The organism is Halorubrum sp. C191 (assembly GCF_002727095.1).
GTDB lineage: Archaea > Halobacteriota > Halobacteria > Halobacteriales > Haloferacaceae > Halorubrum > Halorubrum ezzemoulense.
Genome location: NZ_NHNZ01000232.1, coordinates 1 through 5,392, shown reverse-complemented (window position 1 = coordinate 5,392; position 5,392 = coordinate 1). Strand labels below are relative to the sequence as shown.

Below are 5,392 nucleotides of genomic sequence, written 5' to 3'. Positions count from 1 at the left end.
GCTCTCTGGCGGCCTCGTCGTCCCGGGCGTCGACCCGCGTCCCGGACCCCGGTTCGAGCGCGACGAGGCCGCCAGAGAGCTGTCCGGGATGCTCGACCTGCTCGACCTCGAACCGCCGACGGGCTGGCGGGCGGTGTGGCAGCCCGCTGCCGTCGACGCCGACACGGAGGCGCTGACCGCGGGCCTCGACGCGGCCGTCGAGGCCGCCGAGGGGCTACGCGCGGCGACCGGAGCGGACGACGAGAGTGGAGTCGACGACGGGACCGGAGACGGGCTCGGCGTCGTCAGCGACCGGAGCCGGCTCCGCGACGCCCCGCTCGCCGCGCCGAACGCCGGCGTCTGGGTCTGGTTCGGCCGCGAGAGCCGGTCGGGACTCGACGACGCGCGGCGGACCGCGACCGCGACGATGCCCGGCCACCACCGCGTGAAGGCGGGGTCGGCGGACGCCTCGGCCGGCGTCGACCTCGCGGAGGCGCTCTGCGACCCCGCTCCCGACGCCGAGTTCCCGTTCGCGGTCGTGGCCGACGCGTTCGGCCCGCGTGAGGGCGACGCGCTCCGGATCGACCACGGGAAGCCCGACGGCCGGCTGATCACCCTCGGCGAGGGGACGGTGACGGGAGTCGACGCCGACGGGACCGTCACCGTCGAGCGCGAGATGACCGGCGGGGGGACCTACGACGGGCTCGGCGTCGACCGCGAGGCCGGCGACGTCGCCGAGACGAGCCTGAAGGAGGGGCGCTGGTGGTACCCGACGACGTACCGCGGCCGCGACGGGACGGTCCGCGGGACGTACGTCAACGTCTGTACGCCCGTCGAGGTGTTCCCCGACGCGGCCCGCTACGTGGACCTCCACGTCGACGTGATGAAACACCCCGACGGGACGGTCGAGCGCGTCGACGACGAGGAGCTGACCGAGTCGGTCGCGGCCGGCCACACCCCCGAGGCGCTGGCCGAAAAGGTGCGGAGCGTCGCGTCGGCGCTGGAGAACGCGCTGTAGAGGTGGATCGGCGGGCGGCGGTCCGGGCGCCGAGGCGCGTCGACTCGGTCGTTTCGAAATCCAATCACTTCGATTCGTTACAATAGCATTATTATTCATCGCATACACGCTGCGGACGGAATGCGTGAGAAACGATCACAGCAAACGTTTGACGGCGCGACGCGGCGGGGGTTCCTCGGGAGCGTGGGGGCGCTGGTCGCCGCCGCGGCCTACTCGCGAGACGTGTCGGCCGACGACGCCGCGCGAGTCGACAACGAGGCGGACGACCCGGTCCAGACGGTCGAGTCGCCCGACGGATCGATCGCGGTCACGGTCGACGTCACCGGCGGATCCCCGACCTACGAGGTCGCTCGCGGCGGCGAAGCGTACGTCGGACCGTCGACGGTCGGGTTCGACTTCCGGAATCAGCCGTCGTTCGGTGCGAGCGCCGACGGGGAGTCGGGCCCGGTGACGGTCACGGGCACCGAGCGCAAGTCGGCGACCGAGGAGTGGGAGCCGGTGTGGGGCGCGTACGAGGAGGTGTCCGCGGAGTACCGCGCCCTGAGCGTCGGGCTCGCCGACGCCGCCGGGGACGCGGACGGGTCGGGCGCCCCCGCGGCGGACGCGCGGACCGCGACCCTCCAAGTGCGCGCGTTCGACGACGGGGTCGGCCTCCGGGTCGTCCTCGGGGAGGGGTTCGCGAGCCACTCGGAGAAGGCGGTGATCGACTCGGAGAACACCGGCGTCGACTTCGCGGCCGACTACGACGCCTGGTGGATCCGAAACGAGGTAACCAATCCGCGGTTCGAGCAGGAGTACGCGGAGACGCCGCTGTCGGAGATACCGGCCGGGAGCCGCGAGACGCGGCCGACGGACACGCCGACCCGGACCGGCGCGCACACGCCGCTGACGGTGGACGCGGGCGACGCGTACCTCAGCGTCCACGAGGCGAACCTCGACGACTACGCGGCGGCGACGCTCGCGCCCCGCAGCGACGACGGGGGGACGGCCTTCGCGACCGAGCTCACGCCGCTGCCCGACGGGTCGAGGGCCTCGCTCGACCTCCCGGCGGCGACGCCGTGGCGGACGATACAGGTCGTCGACCGGCCGGGCGAGCTGATCGAGTCGCAGCTCGTCCCGCTGCTCGCCGACCCGCTCGACGAGTCGGCGCTGCCGACCGCGGGCGGCGAGCCGGACGCCGACTGGATCGAGCCCCGCAAGTACGTCGGCATCTGGTGGACGATGATCGCGGGGCAGGCGAACTGGGAGTACAAGTCGGACGACGAGATCGCCGGGAACGACGGAAATCCCGCCGCGTACGTCCACGGTGCGCGGACCGAGCGCATGAAGCGGTACATGCGCTTCGCGAGCGAGAACGGGATCGACAGCGTGCTCGTCGAGGGGTGGAACGAGGGGTGGGACACCTATCCCGGGGACGGCACCGGCTTCGGCTTCGGCGTCGACGACTCCTATCCGGACTTCGACGTGCCCGAGGTGACCGACTTCGGCGCGTCGCTGCCGGACCCCGTCGAGATGACGATCCACAACGAGACGGCCGGTAACATCCCGCAGTACGAGGCCGCGATCCTCGACGAGGGCGTGTTCGCGGGGTACGAGGCCGAGGGGATCAACTCGATCACGGGTACGTCTCGGACCCGGGGCTCGGCATCGACGGCGACGGCGCCGAGCCGACCCACAACCAGCACAACCAGCTCGCGGTGAACCACCACCGGCTCGCGATCCGTGAGGCGGCCGCGAACCGTCAGCTGCTGGAGATCCACGAGGGGATCAAGCCGACCGGCGAGATCCGGACCTACCCGAACGTGGCGAACCGCGAGGTGGTGAAGGCCCAGGAGTACGACGGGTTCGGCCAGCTCGGATCGAACGTCGGCCGCGACCACCACGTCACGCTCCCGTTCACGCGGAACCTCGCCGGCCCGGTGAGCTTCCAGCCGGGTATCTTCGACGTGACCTTCGGCGACGACCGCGGCGACCAGGTCCAGACGACCCGCGCCAAGCAGCTCGCGATGTACCCGACGTACCTCAGCGGCCTCCAGATGGCCGCCGACCGGATCGAGGGGTACGTCGACGAGACGTTCGAGGTGGGCGAGGGGCTCCAAGCCGCGGCTGGCGAGCGCGACGGACTGGTGACCGACGACACGTGGCGGGACGCGTTCGGCACGAACCACGTCGCCGTCGACCCTAACCGCGCACCGAGCGGCTCGTCGGTGACGTACGTCGTGCGCGGCGTCGAGGAGCCGGGGACATACGACCTCCACCTCCGGTACGCGAGCGCGCCGGAGGAGAACGCGCAACGCGTGATCGACGCCGGCGGGCCGCGAGCGACGCTCCGCGTCGGCGACGCGAGCCGGACGATCGAACCCGACTTCACCGCCTACTGGGACGACTGGCGGGTGTTCACGACCGGGGTGGAACTCGACGCGGGCGACACCGAGATCGCGGTCGAGCTCGACTACGAGGACGGCGGAGACGGGTTCACCGGCGACGTGGGGGGATTCAACCTCAACGCGGTCGCCGTCACCGAGTCGGGCAAGCCCTCCCCGATCCCGGCCGAGTACGAGGGGTACGTTCCGGAGAACGAGAACTTCGACGCGAAGCCGGAGTTCTCCTTCGTCGAGTCCGTCCCGGCCGCCGGCTGGGACGAGACGCGCGTCGTCGGCGCCGCGATCGGCGACTACCTCGCGATCGCCCGCCGGCACGGCGGCGAGTGGTACGTCGGCGTCATGACCGACGGGGCGGGCCGCGCGGTCAACGTGCCGCTCGACTTCCTCGCACCCGGTAAGTCCGGGGACGCGCCGGGGCACGGCAACGGTGGCGGAAAGGGGAAGGGGAAGGGGAAGAATAACGGGAACGGCGGCGGCCGCGACGGCCCGAAGTACGTCGCGGAGATCTACTCGGACGCGATCGGAGGAGGCGTCGACGCCGACCCGACCGGGGTCCGGATCGACGAGGCGATCGTCACCCCGAGCACGACGCTGCTCGCGTCGCTCGCGCCGAGCGGCGGAACTGCTGTCAGGTTCCGTCCGGCGCGGGGCCGCGAGATCGGTCGACTCCCGGAGTACGAGCGGCCGGAACAGGACATCTCGATCGAGATCGCGGAGGAGGCCGACCTCGACGAGTCGTTCATCGCGGGGACGGGGTCGAACGACGCCGGGTTCGTGGGCGGCACGAACGTCGAGATCGTCGTCGACGGCGAGGTCGAGACGCTCGCCAACGTCCGGCTCCCGCCGAACGCGACGGACGAGACGGTCGAACTCGGCTACCGGATCACGGCGATCGGCACCTACGACGTCGCCGTTCGCGACCCGGAGACCGACGAGGAGCTCGCCGTGGAGACGGTTACCGTCGCTCCCGGCGACGTCGTCGCCGAGCTGACCGACCCGAAGCGCGACGACGACGGGCCCGCCGAGTACGTCTACCCGACGGACGGTGCGTTCCGAGACGGCGCGTTCGATCTGCGCTCATTCCGCGTCTTAGAGACCGAGAAAGAGTACCGGTTCGCATTCGAGGTTGAGAACCTCTACGACGCGTTCGGCGGCGACTTCTCGCCGCACTACTTCCTCGTCTACTTGCGCGATCCCGACGCGAACGGCGGCCGCACGAGCGCGCTGGACGATCTCGGGCTCACCGCCGAGTTCGGCGCGCCGTGGCAGTACCGGATCGACGCCAGCGGCTTCGCGAAAGGGATCACCGACGCCGACGGCGGAGACCTTGGCACGCCGGAGGTGTTCGTGAGCTTCGAGTCGAACACGGCCGTCGTCTCGGTGCCGAAGTCCGCGGTCGGCGGCGACATCTCTGGCTGGGAGGTGGCGCCGGTCGTCGGCTCGGAGGACCGCGGCAGCTTGCGCGCGGTCGCCGAAGAGGCCGGGACCTTCGTCTTCGGCGGCGCGCGCGAGGGCGCGGCCGGGAACGCGCCGCGGGTCGTCGACCTCGTGACGCCGGACGGCGTCTCGCAGGCCGACGCGCTCGACTACGGCCCCGATTCGCTCGCGTCGCTGCCGTTCACGTCGTTATAAGAGAGGCGGCGGAATCGAGAGGCCTCGCGGCGGGACGGCCCGCCGCGTTCAGAAGTGGTTCGCGGAGTCGGTCTCGTGGCGGAGCTCGCCGCCGCGACCGCCCTCGACCGTCGAGGCGCCCTGATCGCCGGAGGAGGCGGTCCGCACCGTCACGTTGTCGACCTCGTCGAAGTCCATGATGAGGTCGCGGCGGATGTTGTCGGCGGTGATGTTCGAGATACCGCAGCCGGAGCAGGTGCCGCCGAGCTCGACGACGACCTCGCCGGTCTCGGGGTTCGCCTCGCGCACGACGCTCGTGCCGCCGTGCATCTGGATGATCGGCATCTGTCCGACCATCCACCGCTCGACCCGGTCCGCGAGGCTCTCGTCGCTCTCGTCG

At 71.4% G+C, this 5,392-nt stretch carries 2 protein-coding genes and 1 pseudogene; 2 read left to right on the top strand and 1 reads right to left on the bottom strand.

Features of this window, described 5'->3' with window-relative positions; all coding sequences use genetic code 11:
• Together Z052_RS19500 and Z052_RS19495 are read left to right on the top strand one after the other, a co-directional pair.
• A partial coding sequence (locus Z052_RS19500) for a DUF402 domain-containing protein (protein ID WP_099289378.1) occupies positions 1-997 on the top strand: 997 nt, incomplete at its 5' end.
• A gap of 183 nt (positions 998-1,180) precedes the next feature.
• Positions 1,181-5,013: pseudogene (locus Z052_RS19495) on the top strand (glycoside hydrolase family 97 catalytic domain-containing protein).
• A 48-nt stretch (positions 5,014-5,061) separates the two neighbouring features.
• Here the strand turns inward: Z052_RS19495 and Z052_RS19490 are convergent.
• Positions 5,062-5,392, bottom strand: a 331-nt coding sequence (locus tag Z052_RS19490) for a NifU family protein (RefSeq protein WP_241898022.1), incomplete at its 5' end; no start/stop codon positions are given.